The 19723-nt window shown below is 66.0% G+C and carries 21 protein-coding genes and 1 tRNA gene; 6 read left to right on the top strand and 16 right to left on the bottom strand.

Going from position 1 to position 19723, the window contains the following annotated elements:
* Positions 1-2: 2 nt before the first annotated feature.
* Positions 3-1553 (bottom strand): AMP-binding protein, encoded by a 1551-nt coding sequence (locus ACQPZ2_RS07030; protein WP_433524802.1) that lies wholly within the window; start codon positions 1551-1553, stop codon positions 3-5.
* Between the two features lie 121 nt (positions 1554-1674).
* Between ACQPZ2_RS07030 and ACQPZ2_RS07025 the strand changes: the two genes are divergently transcribed.
* Positions 1675-2376 (top strand): class I SAM-dependent methyltransferase, encoded by a 702-nt coding sequence (locus ACQPZ2_RS07025; protein ID WP_433524801.1) that lies wholly within the window; start codon positions 1675-1677, stop codon positions 2374-2376.
* A gap of 114 nt (positions 2377-2490) precedes the next feature.
* Here ACQPZ2_RS07025 and ACQPZ2_RS07020 read toward each other — a convergent pair whose 3' ends face one another.
* On the bottom strand, positions 2491-3159 hold the full coding sequence (locus tag ACQPZ2_RS07020) for a class I SAM-dependent methyltransferase (protein ID WP_433524800.1): 669 nt from the start codon (positions 3157-3159) through the stop codon (positions 2491-2493).
* A gap of 471 nt (positions 3160-3630) precedes the next feature.
* Here ACQPZ2_RS07020 and ACQPZ2_RS07015 point away from each other — a divergent pair, with 471 nt between their 5' ends.
* Complete coding sequence (locus ACQPZ2_RS07015) at positions 3631-4248, top strand: HAD family hydrolase (protein ID WP_433524799.1); 618 nt, start codon at positions 3631-3633, stop codon at positions 4246-4248.
* Positions 4249-4313: 65 nt separating this feature from the next.
* On the opposite strand, the gene ACQPZ2_RS07010 is transcribed toward ACQPZ2_RS07015, so the two are convergent.
* From ACQPZ2_RS07010 to ACQPZ2_RS06990, 5 genes are all read right to left on the bottom strand, one after another.
* Positions 4314-4386 (bottom strand) — tRNA-Ala (locus ACQPZ2_RS07010).
* 85 nt (positions 4387-4471) lie between these two features.
* Positions 4472-5542, bottom strand: a complete 1071-nt coding sequence (gene sepX, locus ACQPZ2_RS07005; RefSeq protein WP_433524798.1) for a divisome protein SepX/GlpR — start codon at positions 5540-5542, stop codon at positions 4472-4474.
* A 328-nt stretch (positions 5543-5870) separates the two neighbouring features.
* Positions 5871-6521, bottom strand: a complete 651-nt coding sequence (locus tag ACQPZ2_RS07000) for a GNAT family N-acetyltransferase (RefSeq protein WP_433524797.1) — start codon at positions 6519-6521, stop codon at positions 5871-5873.
* Positions 6522-6533: 12 nt separating this feature from the next.
* Entirely contained in the window at positions 6534-7793 is a 1260-nt protein-coding gene (gene glp, locus ACQPZ2_RS06995; protein ID WP_063036798.1) for a molybdotransferase-like divisome protein Glp, read from the bottom strand.
* Positions 7794-7994: 201 nt separating this feature from the next.
* Positions 7995-8951, bottom strand: a complete 957-nt coding sequence (locus ACQPZ2_RS06990; RefSeq protein WP_387293430.1) for a UTP--glucose-1-phosphate uridylyltransferase — start codon at positions 8949-8951, stop codon at positions 7995-7997.
* 86 nt (positions 8952-9037) lie between these two features.
* Here ACQPZ2_RS06990 and ACQPZ2_RS06985 point away from each other — a divergent pair, with 86 nt between their 5' ends.
* The 4 genes from ACQPZ2_RS06985 to mscL all read left to right on the top strand — a co-directional run bounded on the left by ACQPZ2_RS06985 (position 9038) and on the right by mscL (position 11333).
* The gene (locus ACQPZ2_RS06985; protein ID WP_433527347.1) at positions 9038-9625 is read left to right on the top strand and encodes a 5-formyltetrahydrofolate cyclo-ligase; all 588 of its coding nucleotides are present in this window, start codon (positions 9038-9040) and stop codon (positions 9623-9625) included.
* A 69-nt stretch (positions 9626-9694) separates the two neighbouring features.
* A complete protein-coding gene (locus ACQPZ2_RS06980) occupies positions 9695-9991 on the top strand; it encodes an FmdB family zinc ribbon protein (RefSeq protein ID WP_433524796.1) in 297 nt (98 codons plus the stop codon).
* Between the two features lie 110 nt (positions 9992-10101).
* Positions 10102-10815 carry an SAF domain-containing protein gene (locus ACQPZ2_RS06975; RefSeq protein ID WP_433524795.1) on the top strand — a complete coding sequence of 238 codons (714 nt, stop codon included), beginning with the start codon at positions 10102-10104 and terminating at the stop codon, positions 10813-10815.
* 110 nt (positions 10816-10925) lie between these two features.
* Positions 10926-11333 carry a large conductance mechanosensitive channel protein MscL gene (mscL, locus tag ACQPZ2_RS06970; RefSeq protein ID WP_433524794.1) on the top strand — a complete coding sequence of 136 codons (408 nt, stop codon included), beginning with the start codon at positions 10926-10928 and terminating at the stop codon, positions 11331-11333.
* A gap of 134 nt (positions 11334-11467) precedes the next feature.
* On the opposite strand, the gene ACQPZ2_RS06965 is transcribed toward mscL, so the two are convergent.
* The 9 genes from ACQPZ2_RS06965 to ACQPZ2_RS06925 all read right to left on the bottom strand — a co-directional run bounded on the left by ACQPZ2_RS06965 (position 11468) and on the right by ACQPZ2_RS06925 (position 19636).
* Positions 11468-12139, bottom strand: coding sequence for an MspA family porin (locus tag ACQPZ2_RS06965; protein WP_063036807.1), 672 nt, complete (start codon positions 12137-12139; stop codon positions 11468-11470).
* 75 nt (positions 12140-12214) lie between these two features.
* Positions 12215-12889, bottom strand: a complete 675-nt coding sequence (locus tag ACQPZ2_RS06960) for an MspA family porin (protein WP_063036809.1) — start codon at positions 12887-12889, stop codon at positions 12215-12217.
* A 309-nt stretch (positions 12890-13198) separates the two neighbouring features.
* Entirely contained in the window at positions 13199-13867 is a 669-nt protein-coding gene (locus ACQPZ2_RS06955) for an MspA family porin (protein WP_063036811.1), read from the bottom strand.
* Positions 13868-13929: 62 nt separating this feature from the next.
* Positions 13930-14604: an MspA family porin gene (locus tag ACQPZ2_RS06950; RefSeq protein ID WP_433524793.1), complete on the bottom strand. Its 675-nt coding sequence runs from the start codon at positions 14602-14604 to the stop codon at positions 13930-13932.
* Between the two features lie 505 nt (positions 14605-15109).
* Entirely contained in the window at positions 15110-15295 is a 186-nt protein-coding gene (locus ACQPZ2_RS06945) for a hypothetical protein (RefSeq protein WP_083898204.1), read from the bottom strand.
* Entirely contained in the window at positions 15296-15790 is a 495-nt protein-coding gene (locus tag ACQPZ2_RS06940) for a MogA/MoaB family molybdenum cofactor biosynthesis protein (RefSeq protein ID WP_157123982.1), read from the bottom strand.
* An 80-nt stretch (positions 15791-15870) separates the two neighbouring features.
* Positions 15871-17334, bottom strand: coding sequence for a trypsin-like peptidase domain-containing protein (locus tag ACQPZ2_RS06935; RefSeq protein WP_433524792.1), 1464 nt, complete (start codon positions 17332-17334; stop codon positions 15871-15873).
* 127 nt (positions 17335-17461) lie between these two features.
* Positions 17462-18934: an ATP-binding protein gene (locus ACQPZ2_RS06930; protein ID WP_433524791.1), complete on the bottom strand. Its 1473-nt coding sequence runs from the start codon at positions 18932-18934 to the stop codon at positions 17462-17464.
* Positions 18935-18949: 15 nt separating this feature from the next.
* A complete protein-coding gene (locus tag ACQPZ2_RS06925; RefSeq protein ID WP_433524790.1) occupies positions 18950-19636 on the bottom strand; it encodes a response regulator transcription factor in 687 nt (228 codons plus the stop codon).
* Between the last annotated feature and the right edge of the window lie 87 nt (positions 19637-19723).

Below are 19723 nucleotides of genomic sequence, written 5' to 3'. Positions count from 1 at the left end.
CATCAAGCTCCGTAGAGCGCCCGGAGTTCGCGTTTGTACACTTTGCCCGATTCATCCCGCGGCAAAGCCGCGACCACACGCACGTGGGCCGGAATCTTGTAGCGAGCAATCCGGTCGGCGAGACCCGCACGAATTCCACTGTCGGTAAGTGTCGCCCCGGATCGCGCAACGACATGCGCCGCAACCGCTTCCCCCAAATCGCCCGCATGCGGGACGCCGAATACGGCAACGTCCTCTACCCCATCGAGAGCAGCGATAGCGGCCTCGATCTCCGCAGGGTAGATATTGACGCCTCCCGAGATGATGATCTCGCTGGAGCGCCCCGTGAGGTAGAGATAGCCGTCGTCGTCGAGGTACCCGGTGTCACCGACATCGAGGAAGCCGGGGACGGGGCTGGTCGCTTGTGTATCGCGGTCGAGGTAGCGGAAATCGGGCCAGTAGTCGGCACCACGAACGAACACATTCCCGATCTCGTTCGACGGCAACGGTTTTCCGTCCTCGGTAGCGACAACGACATCGGAACCGTCGGCACCACGGCCGACGCTGCCCGGATGTTCGAGCCATTCCGCGGCGCCGATCCAGGTAACGGTGCCCGCCTCGGTGCAGCCATAGAACTCGATCACCGCATCACCGAACCACTCGATCGCGGCGCGTTTGACGGCGGGCGGACACGGCGCCGCGGAATGGATGAGGTGCGTCAGACTGGAAACGTCGTAACGACAGGCGATTTCGGCAGGCAGGGACAACAGCCGCGACAGCATCGTCGGTACCACCTTGGCCTGCGTAATCCGACGCTTCTCGACAAGCCGCAGAAATCGCTCCGCATCCCAACGCGGCATGATCGCAATATTGGTCCCCATCCGCAGCGCCAACACCGCCACCGCATTGGGACTGGTGTGATACAGCGGCCCAGCTACCAGCATCTGCCCACCCGGGGCCAATCCCATCCGTTTCGCCGTACCACCCGCGATGGACAACAGCTGATGCGGCGTCATACGTTCGCGGAGAACACCTTTCGGCGTTCCCGTGGTGCCCGATGTGTAGATGAGCCCCATCGAATCCGCGATCGCACCATCGAGATAACCGAGCGGTTCGGGATGATCCCGGATCCACTGCTCAACAGACCTGTGCCGACCCGTGGGCTGCGCCAACGCCGAGTTGAGCCCAGCTTCCTCGAGCAGTTCGATCGGCATAGCGACCTCGACAATCATCGGACCCACCCCGGCTGTCTCACAAGCCTTCTCGATGGTGCCGATGAACTCGGTGTGCGCGAGAACGACGCGGGCACCGCTGTCTTCGAGGACATGGGCAACCTCGGCGGCCCGCCAGCCGGTATTGACAGGAACGGGATTGGCCCCACAGGCAGCAACCGCAAGAGAGACTTCGAGAAACTCGATGTCGTTCCGCAACATCACCGCGACGCGATCACCGCGCGTGATTCCCGCCGCAACGAACGCCGAGGCAAGACACCCAGCGCGATGATGCGCCTCCGACTGAGCGCGCACCCGTGCACCGCAGCTGATCGTCGAGGCAGCCGAGGAACCATCGTTCATGCGCGCATTCTGTCAGGTGCGACCTCGGCAAGCGTTGCTCAGCGCGCTGGAACGCCGAGGACCTCGGCGACAACGGCGACCGCGCGTTGACAGACACCCAGGTCACTGATACTCATATGCTATGACTGGGCCGGATGATTTCGAGTTCGAAGCCGTCTACCGAGGCACGGGTGGCCCGTTCGGGCCGGGCGTCAAACCGCCGTGGAGTATCGGGGAACCCCAGCCGGAACTCGCCACGCTGATCGAGCAGGGCAAATTCCATGGCCATGTCCTCGATGTGGGATGCGGTGAGGCGGCGATCTCGCTGTATCTGGCCGAGCGGGGCTACACCACCGTGGGACTGGACCTGTCGCCGACCGCGATCGAGCTGGCCCGCGCCGAGGCGGCAAGGCGCGGCTTGGCCAACGCCTCCTTCGAGGTCGCCGACGTCACCTCATTCACCGGCTACGACGGTCGCTTCGACACGATCGTCGACAGCACGCTGTTCCATTCGATCCCGGTCGAGTCGCGGGCGGGCTACCAGCAGTCGATCGTGCGCGCCGCCGCGCCGGGCGCATCATATTTCGCGCTGGTCTTCGACCGCACCGCCCTGCCCGAAGTACCCGTACCGGGGCCTGCACCGGTCACCGCCGACGAGCTGCGCGAAGCGGTGGAAAAGTACTGGGTGATCGATGAGATCAGGCCGGCACGAATCCACGGCAACCTGCCTGTCGGCGACTTCGGCCCTGCCGACGGCCCGAGGTTCCGGTTCGAGGGCATCCGCGACGAACCCAGCGGCCGCAAGTCGGTTCCCGCCTGGCTGCTGTGCGCCCGACTGGGCTGACCTCCACAAACCCGGTCCATGCGCTGCGGCTCTCGGACTGATCAACCATCCGGCTGGTTGGGCCGCACCGAAGATGACTCCCCAAGGAATTCCGAGCCACCCGGTGCCGTTTGGCTAACCCTCGCCCCGGCGAGAGGTCAGGGGTGGCAGGGCCTGGGTGACGCGCCACAAACGGCGGGGCAGGTCGCCCTCTTCGAAGGAGTGGACCTCGGTCAGATCCCATCCGTCGGCGACAGCATCGACCAGCGTGCGCGAAAAGAAGTGGACCGCGAATCCGCCCTGCTCGTAGATGTCGTCACCATGGGAGATGCCCGTCTTGTAATGCGCGTCGCCGACATGGCGGACGGTGTAGATGAAGATGCCGCCGGGTCGTAGCACCCGCTTGATGTTGCTCGCCAAGGCGAGGATCTGCTCGGTGGACAGAGCCATGCACAACAGCATGTGCGCGAAAACGCCGTCGAATGCGTTGTCGGGCAGCGGGATCGGCGTGCGCGCATCGTGTTCGAGTGTCCGCACCCGGTCTTCGATACCCGCGGTAGCGGCGGCGTGCCGAAGCTGGGCCAAGCCGACTGCGCTGAAGTCGGTGGCGGTGACCTGAAAGCCGGATCGGGCCAGATACAAGGCGTCACGTCCGTGGCCCGCGCCGAGTTCGAGGACATCCCGCACAGCAGCGGCGCGGAAGGATTCGGCGGCGTGGACCGCAGCTCGGGAAGGCCGCTCACCGTACATGCCGGGGTGGGAGCGGTAGGTTTGCTCCCAGTGCTGATGCTGATCGTGGCCCATCAGGACAGCGTAAATCCATGAGCAGCAGCGCTTCTCTCGCGCCGAGCGAATCGACACAAGCGTCGCCAGCGGTCTCGGCTACGACGGCGGTGAGACCTTCGGATGGCACTTTGTGGAGCGGATCACCAAGGCCCGTTCCGAGTGGTACCTCGCCGTACCCCTTGGTAGGTTTCGGCTTGTTCGCGCAGCGTCGCGCATCACCTCCAGCCTCCGACTCGCGGAACATTCCTTCGATCCACAGTTTGTGCGCCTCTTTCGTCATGGAAGCAGGCGGGAATCGTCATACCCACGCAGCCGATTTCGCGGCCATTCTCGACGGCGAAGTCGTCGGCGGCACCGATAGAGCTTTCGCTCATCGCACCGCGACGACACCGCCCTCCTCATGCTGCTCGCCCTGCTCGTCGCGGGCGTGGCTGTCCTGTCCCATCAAGCCTTGGAGAACCGGTGGTAACTGCACTACCTCACCAGCCCGTGGCACTCGACGCGGTCATCTTCGACTACAACGGCGTCATCGGCCTGCAGCCGACTGTTCCAATGTGGAACAGGCTCGCCGAACTCGCCGGATGGCACGCAGACCAGCTCGGGCTTTTCCAAACCGCCTTCTGGAGCGCCCGCGAACCCTACGATTCCGGTGAGTTCGACGACGCGGACTTCTGGACCGCCGTGCTCGGATATCGCCCGGACCCGGAACTGCTCACCAGGTTGCGTGCCGTCGACACCGCGATGTGGACCCGGACCGACGACCGCGTCGTCGCACTTCTGCACCATGCGTGGCGGGCAGATCTGCCGATGGTGCTGCTCTCCAACGCACCCCATCCGGTCAGCGACGCCCTCGACGGCTCCGACTGGCGCACGCTGATGACCGACGCCCTCTACTCGGCCCGGCTCGGCATGAACAAACCCCACCCCGACACCTACCGAAACGCACTCGCCGCGACCGGAGTTCGCGATCCCGGCCGCGTCCTTTTCGTCGACGACCGTGCCGACAACTGCCAAGCCGCCGCTCGCCTCGGTCTACGCACTCTCCACTACACCGGCTCACCCACCGACATCGAGGATCACCTCCGCCTCGCTACCGTCGCCGCGTAGGCCCCTGCGAGTCGTCACAAAATCAAAAGGCGAGTGCTCTACACGAGCACTCGCCTTCCCATTTGTGGAGCTAAGGGGAATCGAACCCCTGACCTTCTCGATGCGAACGAGACGCGCTACCAACTGCGCTATAGCCCCGTGCGGCTCCGGGGAACCGCGCTGTGACACTGTATCAGGCGGGGTGGGCAGACTCCGAATCGTGTGGGTGACCTGGGGGGATGGGTCAGGCGCCAGCGGCGCGGCGCATGTCGCCGGTGCCGCGGCGGAGGGCGCGGGCAGTGGCCGGGTCGAAGGTTTCCAGGTAGTCGAACGTGGGGTCTTCGTCGTCCACCTCGATGAGGGCGGAGCGGCGGCGCAGGGCGCGGGCGGTGTCGCGGTCCATGACGCGCTGTTGGGCGCGCTGCCCGGCCTCGCGTTCGGCCTCGATGTGCTCGCCGCGGCTGCGGGCCAGGCGGGCGAGGCGGCGGCGGCGGATTTCCTCCTCCATGCGGACCTGCTTGCGCAGGTACGCCAGATAGGTCACCAGGACGAGCGCGGAGCCGCCGCAGCCCCACCAGAACATGGGGCTCAGCGCCACCGAGAGTCCACCGAAGGCGAGGGCGGCCAGAACGAGGCCGAGCACCGCGCGCTGACGGAAGGTGTAGCGGGCCGCGCGCGCGATGGCGTCGGCCTCCGGATCGAAGCCGCCGCGGCCGCGCCGGGTCGGCACGAAATCCGAGTCGTCGGAGTCGGATTCGTCGAATCGGGCGGGCGCCGCCGTCCGGGCCGGGGGGATTCGGGCACCGGTCGATTCGGTGTGCTCTAAAGCCACCCGGTCATCATCGGCGGTCGCCGGTTGCTTCGCAGCCGTTCGGGCCGTTGCGATTTCGGCATCATCGGAATCGGCGGCGTCGAGTTCTTCGGCTTCGTCGTCGAATTCACTATCCGCACCGTCGAATTCGTCCATGTCGTCGATTTCGGCATCGGATACCGCCGACTCGGCTTCGGGCGGGCTGTCCGCGGGATTGTCGTCCTCGGTGACCTGCTCGTCGGCCGGTGGGGTCATCCGGTCCTCCGCATCATCGCTGTGGGAAAGCTTTCTCTGCACTCGGGTCGGCCGGTAATCCGGATCACTGTCGTGTCCCGCGGCCGGACCACTCTTGGTGCGCCGCTTGGAACCTCCGCGGTGCAATACGCGGGTCGCCAACGCCGCGTCGGTCGTCTGCCTGATCCTGGGATGCCGGTCGGCGAGGATCGGGAACAGCACAAAGACCCAGAGCACGACCAGGCCGATCCATAGGATCGAATTCGGCATCTCGCCTCTGCACCTCCGTCCCCGCCGCATCGTCCGCTCGGCCTTTCGACCGGGTCGCACCACGCCCCGTCGCGGTGCGTTCGCTCGCCGCAAAACGCCTCGGACGGACGGAACGTCCGGCCGCCGTGAGGCGTATTCGGCACTGCCTCACAGGCTGATTTGCCGGTGGCGCGGGACGCACCACCGACGTCCGTAGGTTAATTCCGTGGCGCACCAAGTTCGGTCAGGCGCGCCGTGCACATACGCCACACCTGTCACAGTTCCACCATTTTCGCCGCGCGCCGAAGTCAGCCGGGCGCGTCGAAAACAGCACGGACGTACCGGTATTTCAAGGCAGCGTGGCCCGGCCATCGCGCACCAGTCGATCGACGACGGTCCCCGCCACCTCCTCGACGGTGATGCCGACCAGCAGGTGATCGCGCCAGGCCCCGTCCACATCGAGGTACCGCTTCAGCAGACCCTCCTCGCGAAACCCCACATTGCGCAGAACCGCTTGACTGGCCAGGTTTTCCGGCCGCACGGTCGCCTCGACCCGATGCAATCCGACCGGCCCGAAGCAGTGGTCCAGCCCGAGCGCCAACGCGGCCGTCGCCACGCCCTGACCGCCCAAATCCTTGGCCACCCAATAGCCGATCCATGCCGAACGCAGTGCACCGCGCACGATATTGCCGACGGTCAGCTGCCCGCTGAACGCGCCGTCGACCTCGATCACGAGCGGAATCATCGCACCGCGCCTGGCCTCGGCCTTCAGACTCGACCACAGCGACGGCCAGTTCGACACATGGTTGCGGGCCTCCCAGGCACCGCGCCCGGTCGGCTCCCACGGCTCCAGATGCGCCCTGTCGCGCAACCGGATCCGGCTCCATGCGGCCGCATCGCGCAACCGGACCGGACGCAATGTCACCTCCCCGGCCGCGACGCGCACCGGTCCCAGATGCGCGGGCCAACCGGGATGCTGCGTGACCCGGAACACATTCATCGTCTCCACGCCTCAGCCACGCTGTGCGAGAAATGCGACCCGGACCTCGTCACCGGTCCTGATCTCGGTGTCGTCCGGGTCGATCACGATCAGACTGTTCGCCTCGGCCAGCGTGGCGAGCAGATGCGACGAACCGCCCGTGCCGCCGCCCAGCGGCTGCACCAGGTAGTCGCCGGTGGCCTCGTCGCGCATGAGTTGCGCACGCAGGTACCCCTTGCGTCCGGCCATCGAGGTGATGGGGGTGATCGTTCTGGCACGGATGATCCGGCGCATGGGATGCCTGCGCCCCAACGCGATTCGGATCAACGGTCGCACCATGACCTCGAAAACCACCAGTGCGCCAACGGGATTCGACGGCAGCAAAAAGGTCGGCACCTCATCGCGCCCGAGCCGCCCGAAACCCTGCACGGAGCCGGGATGCATGGCGACCCTTGCGATTTCGAGTTCGCCGAGCCCCTCGAGCGCCTCACGGACCTGCTCCGAGGCCCACCCGCCGATGGCGCCCGCGATCACCACGACCTCGGATCGAACCAGCTGACCCTCCACCACATCGCGCAGCCGCCGCGGATCCGAACTCACGATGCCGACCCGGTTCACATCCGCGCCCGCGTCGCGCGCGGCGGCGGCCAGCGCATAGGAATTCACGTCGTAGACCTGCCCCGGCCCCGGCGTCCGATCGATGTCGATCAACTCGCCGCCGATCGAGATCACCGACAGCCGCGGGCGCGGATGCACAAGCACCTTGTCCTGACCGACCGCGGCAAGCAGACCGACCTGCGGCGCACCGATGATGGTGCCCGCGCGCACCGCGACGTCGCCGGGCTGCACATCGTCACCGATACGCCGGACGTAATCACCGGATCGCACCGGCTCGTACACCTTGATCCTGGCCCGGCCGCCATCGGTGAAATCCAAGGGCAGCACGGCATCGGCCAGCGTCGGCAGCGGCGCACCGGTATCGACCCGCACCGTCTGGCGCGGCTGCAATCGAATCGGCTGCTTGGATCCGGCGACCACCTCGCCGACCACCGGCAGCGTCAGATCGACGAGTTCGCCGTCCTCGTCGCGGATATCGGTGCCCGCGGCGGACACATCGACGCTGCGCACCGCGTAACCATCGATCGCGGCCTGATCGAAGCCGGGCAGCGGCCGCTCGGTGACCACATCCTCGGCACACAGCAGGCCTTGCGCCTCGGAGATCGCGACCCGGACCGGGCGGGGCGCGACCGCCGCAGCCGTCACCTTGATCTGCTGATCCTCAACCGAGCGCATCCAGCCCTTCCTGATCTCTCCGCACCGACCCGATTCCGCGACCGCGCAACCGAACCCGCGCGGCTCTGCCCGATCCGCGGTGTTCCCGGGGCTCTACGTGGTTACGCAAGCTGCCGCCTCCGAGCCCGTCGCTCACACCGCAGATGAACCATCATTCGTACCCGACGGTCCACTATCGGCGAAACCCGACGCCCGCGCCTATCAGTCGTAGGTCGTCAGCTGTGGGTCCCAGTCCGCACTGAGCCGATGCTGCAGCCACTCCCGCAGGGCGGGGCCGTATTCCTCTCGTTCCAAAGCGAAATCGACCGCAGCACGAAGATAACCGCCCGGGTTGCCCAAATCGTGGCGCGACCCACGGTGGACCACCACATGGACCGGATGGCCCTCCTCGATGAGCAGTGCGATCGCGTCGGTGAGTTGCAGCTCGCCGCCGGTGCCCGGCTCGATCCGGCGCAGCGCGTCGAAGATGGCGCGGTCCAACAGGTATCGGCCCGCGGCCGCGTAGGTCGACGGTGCGTCCGCGAGCGCGGGCTTCTCCACCATTCCGTTGACCCGCAGCACATTCGGGTTCACCGCATCGGGTACCGGCGCGACGTCGAAAACACCGTAGGCGCTGACCTGATCCTTGGGAACGTCGATGGCGCACAACACAGTTCCGCCGCGCTTGCGACGGACCCGGCTCATCACGTCGAGCACGCCACACGGCAGCACCAGGTCGTCGGGCAGGAGTACGGCGATGGCGTCCTCGTCGTCGTCGAGTGCGCCCTCGGCCTGGGCGACGGCGTGGCCGAGACCGAGCGGCTCGTCCTGGACCACCGAGGTGACATCGAGCAGCGCGGGCGCCTTGCGCACCTTCTCCAACAGCTGGAACTTGCCACGCTCGGCGAGCGTGCCCTCCAGTACCAAGTCCTCGACGAAGTGTGCGACCACGCCGTCTTTACCCGGCGAGGTCACGATGACCAGCCGCTCCGCACCGGAATCGGCGGCTTCCGACGCGACCAGTTCGATGCCAGGAGTGTCCACCACCGGCAGCAACTCCTTGGGCACGGTCTTGGTCGCGGGCAGGAACCGCGTCCCGAGTCCGGCCGCGGGCACGACGGCCGTGCGGAAACACGACACGACCGCGCCATTCGCGGATTGTCCGGCCTTTGCTGTCATACGCCTACCCTATCCATCCGTCATCGGCCCGAAGCGGCCATCACGCCGACTCGGGTCCCGGTGAGCTTAAGGTGATCACCGTGGAGATGCCCGGCGAGCGCGACAAACATGCCTGGCGGGCGGAAATAGGTGCACGACGGGCCGCGATGAGCAGCGCCGACCAGGAAAACGAGGCGCGTGAGCTGGCCCACAGTGTCGCCGAGCTGGACGTCCCCGAATGGGTGTGCGCGTATGTGCCGGTGCGCGGGGAACCCGGATCGACGGCGCTGCTGACGGCTCTGCGTGCGGCGGGCGCCCGGGTGCTGCTGCCGGTCACCGGACCGCCGGGACCGCTGCGCTGGGCCGAGTTCACCGGCATCGATGACCTGCGGCGCGCCAGATTCGGGCTGCTGGAACCCGTCGGCGAGGTGCTCGACGATGCGCTCGCGCTGGCGGAGCTGATCCTGGTCCCCGCGCTGGCGGTGGATCGCCGCGGTGTTCGGCTCGGCCGCGGCGCCGGGTACTACGACCGGACGTTGTCCGCGGCCCGGCCGACGGCGCGGCTGATCGCGGTGGTCCGCGATGACGAACTGCTCGACCGGCTCCCCGAGGAACCGCACGATCTGCGCATGGGCTGGGCCCTCACACCGCACGGCGGACTGCATCGATTGGGTGGCGATAAGGATGCGGAATGAAATGCCGATTAGCGGTGTTGGCACTGTCGGCTGTAGAGTGCCAGATTGACGAACCCTGCGGAGGATGCTGTGCCAACTTATTCATATGCGTGCACCCAGTGTGACAACCGCTTCGACATCGTTCAGTCCTTCGCCGATGAGGCGCTGAGCGTCTGCTCGGAGTGCTCGGGCAAGCTGCGCAAGCTCTTCAACTCGGTCGGCATCGTGTTCAAGGGCAGCGGTTTCTACCGCACCGACAGCCGCGGTGGCTCCTCGACCGCCAGCGAGCCCGCGAAGTCGGACAGCGGTGCCAGCAGCTCCGCGCCGAGTTCGGATTCCGGTTCGTCCAGCAGCTCCAGCACTACCAGCACGGCCGTCGCAAGCTGAGTTTCCCCTGGTAGGAGCAGCCCTGCGGGAGTTATCCCCAGGGCTGTCGTTATCCACAGGGCACGCCTTTCCCGGGCGAGTCGCAGTGCCGATGACCATAGGCTCCGGGCATGGCTCCCCTGGGCATCCTTCCGTCGGGCAAGACCCGATCCTTGGCCGACCTCGGCCGCGGCGACTCGTTGCGCTCGGCGATCTGGGATAGGGCGAGTTGGAACAGACCGCCCTGGGCGGATGCGCTCCTGGCCCGACGCCTGCTGGCGGCGGCACTCACCGCACTCGCGATCGTCCTGTTCCTCCGCGGCGATCCCGGCAGTGCACGCACCGAGGTCGTGGTCGCCGGACGCGATCTGCCGCCGGGCCACCTGCTCGAGGCGACCGATCTACGCTCGACACCTCTCGAATCCGGCACGCTACCCTCGGGTGCGGTCGCTGATATCGCCGTTTTGGTCGGCGCGACGCTGACCGGCGGGATGCGCACCGGCGAGGTATTCACCGATCTGCGCATCGTCGGACCGCGACTGGCGGCGGTCGCCACCGGGGCGAGCAATGCCCGCATCGTGCCCATCCGGCTGGCCGATTCCGCGGTCGCGGAGATCCTGCGGGCGGGTGACCGGGTGGATGTCATCGGAGCCGAGGAGCAGAGCGGTCCCGGCACCCGTCCCGCCCGGCTGCTTGCGATCGACGCCGCGGTCGTACTGGTATCCGGTCCCGGTGACCGGCGCGGCGCGCCCGAGCGCGTGGTGCTGGTCGCGATGGACGCCGAACACGCCACCGCGGTTGCCGCCGCCTCGCTGCGCACCGCGCTGACCGTGGTTTTTCATTGACCGCAGTTCGCCGAGAATTTGCCTTCAAGGTCAACTAGCATCGGTCGATACGGCAGCCCGAACCGCCGAGCACAACGAGTCAGCTCCCACCCGAAGAGGAGATATCGGCAATGCTCAAGGGTTTCAAGGATTTCCTACTCCGCGGAAACGTCGTCGACCTGGCAGTAGCCGTGGTGATCGGTACCGCGTTCGTCGCGATCGTCACCGCCTTCACCAATGGCATCATCAACCCGATACTCGCCATCTTCGGCGAACGGGACGACCTCGGCCTCGGTTTCCAGTTGATTGCCGATAAACCGGCAACCTTCGTGCAGGTGGGTCCGCTCATCACCGCGGCCATCAACTTCGTGGTCATCGCGGCGGTGCTGTACTTCGTGCTGGTGCTGCCCGCACTGCACGCGAAGAAGCGGTTCGGCACCACCCCGGACACCGAACTCAGCGATTCCGAGGTGCTGATCGAGATCCGCGACCTGCTTGCCGACAGCCAGCGCAGCGCGGGTGGACGTCACGAATTCTGAATCGAATTCCCCTGCCCGCCAACATGAGCGGGAATTCGACTGCGCCACAATCACATACGGTAATTCCCTGCACCACAAGGCAAACGGGCCCGTCGCGCGTGCGACGGGCCCGTTCACATATTCGAGCGGAAGACTCAGCCGAGACTGAACGGCTGACCCCACAACGTCGTCCAGGTGATGACGTTGTCGGTCTCCACCTCGACGCTGACGAAGGCACGCGCCTGCGCGTAGCCACCACAGCCGCTGAGACCGATGGTCTCGTCGGCCCAGGTGACCGAGCCGCTGCCGCCCTTGAACTTGTTGCGCTTCTTGTGCGCCTCGTTGCCGAAGTCGTCGGCCTGCTCGAGATCGAGCACATAGAACGACTGCGCCTGGCCGGGACCGAGACTCAGGTTGGCGCCGCTGTTGGCGCTCACCTTCGGCTTGACGTTCTGGCTGTCGCTCCAATCCAGACCACCGGTGACGCCGCCGTCGACGCCACCGCCGTCGATATTCACTTGGCAGGCAACGACATAACCCGGGAAGATCGCGCCGTTCCAGCCATCGGTCACATCGACCTGCGCGCTACCGGACACCCACGCATTGCGGTGCACGGGTGTCGCGCCCATGGACGGATTGATATTGGCCGATTCGCCGACCAGCCGAATGGTAAGAACCGTTCCGTCGGAAAGCGTTTTGACGATTTGACCGCCCGGCAGCGGAATGAAGGTGTCGGCATTCGCCGCACCGGTGGACAACAGGCCGAGTGCCAGCGCGGCGGCACCGCCGAGCCCGGCAACGCGCGCCACAAACTTACGATCGATCATGATTGGTACTACCCCTAGCGATTGAGTTCGATGAATTCGATTCGGCGAGTAGAGATTCGACAGATCCCACCGCGGTCAGCCGATGCTGAACGGCGCTCCGTACAGGGTGACCTTGGAGTAGTTGTCGCCGATGATCTCGACAACGGTGTAGGCACGCGCCTGGGCATAGCCCGCGCAGCCCTGGATCTCGATCTCCGCATCCTGATACTCGACCGAGTAGCGACCCGGCTTCAGAATGTCCTTGTAATCGATCTGAACGAACTTGACATCGCCCGGGCCGAGGTTGAGGCCGATCGACCCACCGAGCGAACCGCCCGAGAGGTTGATGCCGCCGGAAACCCCGGCCGAGATCGCGTTATCGGCGATGCTCACCTGGCAGCCGACGATGTAGCCGGTGCTCAGCTGCGAAGCGCCGTGCGTCGAGGAGTTATTGGTACCCGGCGCCCCTGAGGCGCCATTGTTCGGGCCGATGGTGCCCTCGGGAGTGATGGACACATCGGCAATGGCGTTACCCGAGACCCACACGACTCGGCCCGCGCCATTCGCGGCCAGAGATGGTGAAATCAAGGCGCGTTCACCCGTCCGGCTGACGGTCACGCCCGGGCCCAGTTTCTGGCCGTCCGGCAACGGCACAAAAACGTCGGCGTTGGCAGCGCCGGTCGAAAGCAGGCCCATCCCAGCAGCGGCGGCGACAACGGCACCCGCGATGCGGACACCTCGACGCAGACCGCTGGTGCGGTTCTTGCTCATACTTCCCCTCATCGGATTCTAGCGGTCGGCCTCGGGGTACCGAGGACGAAAACCCTTTCATGCGGACGCCGCTCGCTGGAAAGACATTGGCCATCAAGCGGTTTGCCGACAATCTCGTCGGTGGACGATCTTGGGTGCGCCCAATATTAGTGGTTTGCGCCGAATTCCTGTGAGATTTCGCACATGTTACCGCTCGATCCGCTACGATCTGCGAATTTGGCTGGGCGCCACGGGGTTTCACAACGAAAACGGGCCCGCCGCGAATGCGACGAGCCCGCTCGGATTTTCAAGGGGCGTTGCCCCTACCGATCAGCCGAGGCTGAACGGCTGACCCCACAGCGTGGTCCAGGTGATGACGTTGTCGGTCTCCACCTCGACGCTGACGAAGGCACGAGCCTGGGCGTAACCGGCGCAGCCGGACAGGCCGATGGTCTCGTCGGCCCAGGTGACCGAGCCGCTGCCGTTCTTGAACTTGTTGCGCTTCTTGTGCGCCTCGTTGCCGAAGTCGTCGGCCTGCTCGAGGTCGAGCACGTAGAACGACTGCGACTGGCCGGGACCAAGGGTGAGGTTGCCGCCGCTGGTCGCGCCGACACCACCGGTGACGGTGTCACCGCTCCAGTCCGCGGTGCCCTCGACACCACCGGTGGCACCGCCACCGGAGATGTTCACCTGGCAGCCGACGGTGTAGCCCGGGAAGATCGAGCCGCCGCCATCACCGGACACCGAGACCTGGGCGCTACCGGACACCCACGCGTTGCGGTGCAGCGGGGTCGAGCCCATGGACGGGTTGATGTTGGCGGATTCGCCGGTCAGGCTGATGGTGACCACGGTGCCGTCGGAGAGCGTCTTGGTGATCGAGCCACCCGGCAGCGGCACAAAGGTATCGGCGTTCGCGGCGCCGGTGGAGAACAGGCCAAGAGCGACAGTGGCAGCGGCGCCGACACCGGCCACCCGTGCCACGTTCTTACGGTTGATCATGCTATTAATCCCTCGAGGGTTGAATCGCTTGAGCGAGAAGAATATTCGTGGATTGACCGATGTCAGCCGATGCTGAACGGCTGCCCGTAGAGGGTGGTCTTCGAGTAGTGGTCACCGATGATCTCGACGACGGTGTAGGCACGCGCCTGGGCATAGCCCGCGCAGCCCTGGATCTCGATCTCGGCATCCTGGTACTCGACCGAGTAGCGACCCGGCTTCAGAATGTCCTTGTAGTCGATCTGCACGAACTTGACCTCGCCGGGGCCGAGGTTGAGGCCGATCGAACCGCCGAGCGAACCGCCCGAGAGGTTGATGCCGCCGGAAATACCGGCCGAAATGGCGTCGCTGGCGATGCTCACCTGGCAGCCGACGATGTAGCCGGTGCTCAGCTGCGATGCGCCGTGGGTCGAGGAGTTATTGGTACCCGGGGCGCCCGAGGCGCCGTTGTTCGGCCCGACCGTGCCTTCCGGCGTCACGTTCACATCGGCGACAGCATTGCCCGAAACCCAGACCACACGGCCGGCACCGTTGGCCGCCAACGAAGGCGAAATCAGGGCGTGCTCACCAGTACGGGTGAGCGTCACATCGGGGCCGCCCTTCTGGCCGTCCGGCAACGGCACGAAGGTATCGGCATTGGCAGCACCGGTCGAAAGCAGGCCCATGGCCACGGCCGCGGCAGCGCCGACGCCCGCGATCCGGGCACCGCGGCGCAGACCGTTGGTGCGGTTCTCGCTCATACTTCCCCTCATCAGGTTCTAACAGTCAACCTCGACCATCGAGGCTGGACGTTGGTCCTCTCAGGCCCAGCTCAGTTTGTGCCCCGTTTGTTGCCGGTATGTAACCGGCTGTTATTTCGGCGCAACGGTCAGCGCTGGCATCGGAACCGAGCCGGGTTCCGCCGAGTCGACAAACGTACGTGCCGCACCCGGGCCCGCGAGGTCCAGCAGCGTGGGTGGCTCGTGGCGAGATTAAACCGACCAGTAACGGTCTGGCAACGTAAGTTTTCATTAAGATCAATGTGATCTAGATCACACCATCTCAAATGCTCATATTGCTTGACGTGCATAAACAGGAAACAAGCGCCACCCGAACGACCCCAAAGGGCGACTGCAGTCGCAACGATGCCGTTGGTAACTACGAGACAGCCCCGTACTTGAAGGTCGAGCAAAATTCAGCGTGAGGAATTCGCAATGGATGAAGGCGCGACCGCGGACCTTGGTACGTGACTGGACCGTAGATGAGTCAGGAGCCGTGATGGGGTGGCACCTGCGACCGGAGCCAGTCGTCGGATAACGATTCGGTCTCGTCGCCGCGCTCGTCACCGGTCGTCTCCGGGAGGACCTCACCGAAAATTTTTGCCAGACGCGCCGCGTCCCTCGCCCGGCGTGTCGCCGGACGAGGGTCGTCGGAGGAGTCCGCGGCGGTAATTTATTCCGCCAATCCGGACAGCTCGCCGATCACTCGGCTGGCGAGCGGACCGAGGGTTGCCATGCCGTCGCGCACCGCGGACCGGCTGCCCGGCAGATTTACCACCAATGTGCTGCCGGAGATTCCGGCCAGACCGCGCGAGAGGCCGGCGTCGAGCGAACCGGCCACGCGACCGGAGGAACGCAGCGCCTCGCTGATCCCCGTGAGTTCCCGGTCGAGCACCTGCGAGGTGGCCTCGGGCGTGACATCGCGCGGTGACATGCCGGTGCCGCCGACGGAGATGACCAGGTCGACACCGCCGATCACCGCGGTGTTGAGCGCATTGCGGATCTCGACCTCATCGGCCTGCACCGATACCGAAGCGTCCACCAGGAAACCCGCCTCGGTGAGCAGCTCGGTGACCAGCGGCCCGAGCGAATCCACACCTCCATGCGCCGTTCGATCGTCGACGACCACCACCAGAGCACGCCCCGCGACAGGAGCATCGATTTCCATATTGGTAACCGTAGCGTCCAGATCGACGAGGTGGGCGTCGGCTCCCGGTCGTGCCGACAATCCGCCGGGCAGGACCCGCATCACCGGCCACCGTCCGCGGCCGCACCGGAGAGCGTCACGTCGACTGTCTTGGGGTTGTTGCCTTGTTCATCGGTGTAGGTGACCTTCACCTTGTCTCCTGGCTGATGGGAACGGACGGCGGCGATGAGTGCGTCGCCCGAGTCGATGGTCCGGCTGTCCACCTTGGTGATGATGGCGCCGGCCGGAATTCCCGCCTTGGCGGCCGGGCCGTCCGGGGTCGCCTCGAGCACCCGTGCGGCGGTGTCCTGCGGGCGCAGTTTGATGCCGATCTGGGCGTAGGTGGCGTGACCGGTCTTGATGAGTTCGTCGGCGACCCGGCGGGCCTGATCGACCGGGATGGCGAAGCCGAGGCCGATGGAACCGCTCTGCTGACCGGTCGCCTCGCTGCCGCCGAGGCTGGCGATGGCGGTATTGATGCCGATGAGCTTGCCGTTGGCGTCGACCAACGCGCCACCGGAGTTGCCCGGGTTGATCGCGGCATCGGTCTGGATCGCATCGATGACCGGCTGCACCTGGCTCGGGGTGCCCTCACCGTTGGTGGAGACCGGGCGGTTGAGTGCCGAGACGATGCCCGTGGTCACCGTGCCCGCAAGCCCGAGCGGCGAGCCGATGGCGATGACCGGCTGGCCGACCGCTAGATCCGACGAGCTGCCCAGATCGATCGGGGTCAGTCCGCTCTTGCCCTGCACCTTGATCACGGCCAGATCGGATACCGGATCGGCACCGACCAGCGTGGCCGGTGCGGTGGTGCCGTCGGCGAAGGCGACCTCCATCTTGGCGTTGGCGCCGCCGCCGGAGGCGACATGGTTATTGGTGAGGATCAGACCGTCGGAGGACAGCACCACACCGGAGCCCTCGCCCTGGGCGCGATTGCTGGCGACCTTGATCATCACCACGCTCGGCAGCACCTTCTGCGCCACCGCCTGGGTGGAGCCGGCCGGCGCGTTCGCGACATTACTGACGTTGGGTTTGGGCACATCCAGGGCATTGGTCACCGTGGCGTGGCCGTTATCGGAGCGGGTGACCAGCGAGCCGACCGCGCCACCGACACCACCGCTGACGAGTGCGAGCGCGACCGCGCCGACGACGAGACCGGTACGGACCGGGCGGCGTGCGGGTTCGGGCTGCGGCTCGGCGGCGAATGCGGCGCCGGGATACGGCCCGCCGGGTGGAACGGGCGGGGCGTAGGACGGCTGGGCGTATTCCGGGCCCGCCTCGGGACCCGGGAATTGCTGCGCGTATTCCGGCCCCCCTTCGGGACCGGGGAATTGCTGTGTCGGGTTGGGCGGCATGCGTTGCTGCCAGATCGTCGGACGCGGTGTCGGTGCCTGAGGCCCGTATCCGGATTGCGCGTAGGTCTGGCCCGGTGGTGCGACCGGGATCTCCTGGGTCGGATGCGGACCGGGCGCGGCGTCGGCGTTATCCGGCTGCGGCGTCAAGCCTTCCTTGGAATCCTCGGTCATTTTTCTCCTTACGTCTTCGACCAGCTTGGCGACGACGACTGAGAGCGGACTGAGACGCTGCTTTCAGTTTTCCGAGTATTGCGGGCGGACCGGGTAAGGCCCGCCATCACCTTAGTCTCGAACGGCGTCAATCGGTTACGGAGTCGACCACACCGTCGAGCATGCTCGCCGCACCCGGCAGCACGATCCGGATCAGGGCGCCGCCGCGCTCGGAGGTCTCGATGGTGATCGTGCCGCCGTGCTTGGTCACCACCTGTTTGACGATCGCCAGGCCGAGCCCCGAGCCCGGCATGGAACGCGACGCCGTGGTCCGATAGAAACGATCGAACACCAGCTCGCGCTCGGCGGCCGGAATGCCCGGTCCGGCATCGTCGACATCGAGCTCGAGCAAGCCGCGACCGGTTTCCCGCATGGTGACCTTCACCTGCACGCCCGCCGGACTCCACTTCGCGGCATTGTCGAGGACATTCAGAATCGCCCGCTCCAAGCCCGCCTCATGGCCGTATACGAACCAGGGCTGCAGTTGCGCGGCGAACTCGATGGAACCGCGACGGCGCCGGGCCCGCTCGAGTGCGCGCTCGGCCACCTCGCCGAGATCCACTCGCTCGTAAACGGTTTCGGGCGCGTCCTCCCGGGCGAGATCGACGAGATCGCCGACCAGGGTCGACAATTCCTCGATCTGAGCCATCACATCCGCGCGCAGCTCGGCCATGTCCTGTTCCGGAATCTGCGGTGCGCCAGGGCGACTCGAGGCGATCAGCAATTCCATATTGGTGCGCAGCGAAGTCAGCGGCGTGCGCAATTCATGTCCGGCGTCGGCGACCAATCGGCGTTGCCTATCGCGCGATTCGGCGAGTGCGCGCAACATTGTGTTGAAGCTCTCTGTGAGCCTTGCGAGTTCATCGTCACCCGTTACCGGAATCGGTGTCAGATCATCGGTGCGCGCGACCCGTTCGGTCGCCGCGGTGAGCCGTCCGATCGGGCGCAGCCCAGTGCGACCGACCGCGGTACCCGCTGCCGCCGCCAGCACAACTCCACAACCGCCGACGACGAACAGCAACCAAGCCAGCCGGTCCAATACCTCGCGAGTAGGTTGCAGCCGCTGCGAGATGACCAGCGTCGCGCCGGAATGCGTCGGCATGGCGAGCACCCGCTGATTACTCACGGTGCGCAGTGACGAGGGCAGCTCACCGTTCGCGACCGCGAGTTCCTGGGCGCCGACCGGCGGAATCGTTTGCTGCGGCGGCATATACGCCTTGTCTTTCGCGTATATCAACGCCACTCCGACATCATTGGAGTACAGGCCGGCCAGCACGATCGACTGGAAACCCAAACTGTCGAAATTATTGTTGATCATGGTGTTCGCGCGTGCCTGGAGCTGCGCGTCCACATCGGCGTTCAGTGCGCGGGCCACCATGGCATAGGCGGCGATGGAAGTGACGGCAACGGCGATGGCGACCACCGAGGCGGCGAGCAGGGTGACCCGCCAGCGCAGGGAGACCGACCTGGTCAGGGGCATGGGCGGGCGCATATCCGGCGGTTCCGACGGGTATGCGCCGAGCGCGGCGACCACTTGCCGCTTGGGATTGGTTCTGGCCATGGGGTGTCGACTCGCCTACGGGGGTGTTTCGCGCAGCACGTAGCCGACACCGCGCACCGTGTGGATGAGCCGGTTCTCGCCCTCGGCCTCGGTCTTGCGGCGCAGGTAGCCGATATAGACCTCGAGCGCATTACCGGAGGTCGGGAAGTCGTAGCCCCAGACCTCCTCGAGAATGCGGCTGCGGGTCAGCACCCGGCGCGGATTGGCCATCAGCATTTCCAGCAGTGAGAACTCGGTGCGGGTCAGGCTGATCGAGCGGTCGCCTCGCGTCACCTCGCGGGTCACCGGATCCAGCGACAGATCGGCAAACGTCATAGTCTCGGAAACCTCGCCGGGATCGGTGGCCCGGCGGCGCAACAACGCGCGCAATCGGGCCAGCAATTCCTCCAGTGCGAATGGTTTCGGCAAATAGTCATCGGCGCCGGCATCGAGTCCGGCTACCCGTTCGGAAACCGAATCACGCGCCGTCAAAACCAGAATCGGCAGATCGTCTCCGGTGCTGCGCAAGCGTCGGCAAACTTCGAGCCCATCCATCCGGGGCATCATCACATCGAGCACGAGTGCGTCCGGTCGCTGCACGGTTGCTTTCTCCAGTGCGTCGACTCCGTCGACTGCGAGATCGACGGAGTAGCCGTTGAAGGTCAGCGACCGGCGCAGCGATTCCCGGACGGCACGATCGTCGTCGACTACCAGAATGCGCATGCCCCCAGTTTGACCGCATCGACTGAGAGTCGACTGAGAGGGCGCCGCCCGACACGCCGCGCCAGCATCGATGCCGCCCACTAGGGG

Origin of the sequence: Nocardia pseudovaccinii (assembly GCF_050942345.1) — a bacterium.
Lineage (GTDB): Bacteria > Actinomycetota > Actinomycetes > Mycobacteriales > Mycobacteriaceae > Nocardia > Nocardia pseudovaccinii.
Note: the sequence above shows the minus strand (reverse complement) of the source record. Positions and strands in the feature narration are given on the sequence as shown.

Coding starts and splice junctions, on each gene's coding strand:
- ACQPZ2_RS06985 (WP_433527347.1), top strand. CDS start 9,038: ATGCCCGGCGAGCGCGACAAACATGCCTGGCGGGCGGAAATAGGTGCA.
- ACQPZ2_RS06935 (WP_433524792.1), bottom strand. CDS start 17,334: ATGACCGAGGATTCCAAGGAAGGCTTGACGCCGCAGCCGGATAACGCC.
- sepX (WP_433524798.1), bottom strand. CDS start 5,542: ATGCCGAATTCGATCCTATGGATCGGCCTGGTCGTGCTCTGGGTCTTT.
- mscL (WP_433524794.1), top strand. CDS start 10,926: ATGCTCAAGGGTTTCAAGGATTTCCTACTCCGCGGAAACGTCGTCGAC.
- ACQPZ2_RS06975 (WP_433524795.1), top strand. CDS start 10,102: ATGGCTCCCCTGGGCATCCTTCCGTCGGGCAAGACCCGATCCTTGGCC.
- ACQPZ2_RS07025 (WP_433524801.1), top strand. CDS start 1,675: ATGACTGGGCCGGATGATTTCGAGTTCGAAGCCGTCTACCGAGGCACG.
- ACQPZ2_RS07020 (WP_433524800.1), bottom strand. CDS start 3,159: ATGGGCCACGATCAGCATCAGCACTGGGAGCAAACCTACCGCTCCCAC.
- ACQPZ2_RS06925 (WP_433524790.1), bottom strand. CDS start 19,636: ATGCGCATTCTGGTAGTCGACGACGATCGTGCCGTCCGGGAATCGCTG.
- ACQPZ2_RS06960 (WP_063036809.1), bottom strand. CDS start 12,889: ATGAGCAAGAACCGCACCAGCGGTCTGCGTCGAGGTGTCCGCATCGCG.
- ACQPZ2_RS07000 (WP_433524797.1), bottom strand. CDS start 6,521: ATGAATGTGTTCCGGGTCACGCAGCATCCCGGTTGGCCCGCGCATCTG.
- ACQPZ2_RS07030 (WP_433524802.1), bottom strand. CDS start 1,553: ATGAACGATGGTTCCTCGGCTGCCTCGACGATCAGCTGCGGTGCACGG.
- ACQPZ2_RS06950 (WP_433524793.1), bottom strand. CDS start 14,604: ATGAGCGAGAACCGCACCAACGGTCTGCGCCGCGGTGCCCGGATCGCG.
- ACQPZ2_RS06940 (WP_157123982.1), bottom strand. CDS start 15,790: ATGGAAATCGATGCTCCTGTCGCGGGGCGTGCTCTGGTGGTGGTCGTC.
- ACQPZ2_RS06955 (WP_063036811.1), bottom strand. CDS start 13,867: ATGATCAACCGTAAGAACGTGGCACGGGTGGCCGGTGTCGGCGCCGCT.
- ACQPZ2_RS06990 (WP_387293430.1), bottom strand. CDS start 8,951: ATGACAGCAAAGGCCGGACAATCCGCGAATGGCGCGGTCGTGTCGTGT.
- ACQPZ2_RS06930 (WP_433524791.1), bottom strand. CDS start 18,934: ATGGCCAGAACCAATCCCAAGCGGCAAGTGGTCGCCGCGCTCGGCGCA.
- glp (WP_063036798.1), bottom strand. CDS start 7,793: ATGCGCTCGGTTGAGGATCAGCAGATCAAGGTGACGGCTGCGGCGGTC.
- ACQPZ2_RS06965 (WP_063036807.1), bottom strand. CDS start 12,139: ATGATCGATCGTAAGTTTGTGGCGCGCGTTGCCGGGCTCGGCGGTGCC.